Raw genomic sequence first — 705 nt, 5'->3', positions numbered from 1 at the left:
GCTTTCATACTTGGGCGATCACCGCTGCTTACGGTGATAACTTGATTGCTAAAGCGGATACGCTGGCGGATCAAGCCGGACTTAATAACGAGCAAAAAGCGCAGTTAAAAGAGCTCGGTACATTAATCAACTACAACGGTTATGGCTCGAAAGTCGACGACCTTCATTTCCATCCTGCGGATTTATACCGAGCATTGGTCCAATATATTTCGCCATTCGAAGTCATTGAAGATAAAGCCTCGCCTTACTATCAATTGCAATTGGCTTACCAACAAGACATGGATGCCGCGCAAGCGGTACCAGCCACACATGAAAGCGACACATTGAAGTTGTTTGAGCTACCAAACACGGCCGCATCACGTCGAATCAGCGGTGTGTATGGCAACTGGCTGGCAAACCAAAATCCAGACTCTGCGCATGCGGTACTCACAGAAAACGCAGATGCTACTTACACAGTTTCACTCCGTGCACCATTGAACAATAAACAAGGTGCTGTTGCCGTGTGTGGGCAGTTCCCGACAGGTGGTGGGCGAGAGGCGGCTGCGGGTATTAATGCCTTACGCAAAGAAGATGTGAATGCATTTATTGATGCGGTCGAAACGTATTACGCATAGCATTTTCCAAAACATGAATACAACAAAGGAGCCGAGTGGCTCCTTTGTTTTTACTACAAGTAAATAAGTCAGATAATCAGCGCTTTAACCA

Annotated in this window: 1 pseudogene; it reads left to right on the top strand. The window is 46.7% G+C overall.

The window, feature by feature from the left end:
* Positions 1–614: pseudogene (locus R7190_RS27525) on the top strand (DHH family phosphoesterase); the annotation flags it as partial.
* Between the last annotated feature and the right edge of the window lie 91 nt (positions 615–705).

Source organism: Vibrio sp. 1078-1 (genome assembly GCF_033340475.1).
Note: the sequence above shows the minus strand (reverse complement) of the source record. Positions and strands in the feature narration are given on the sequence as shown.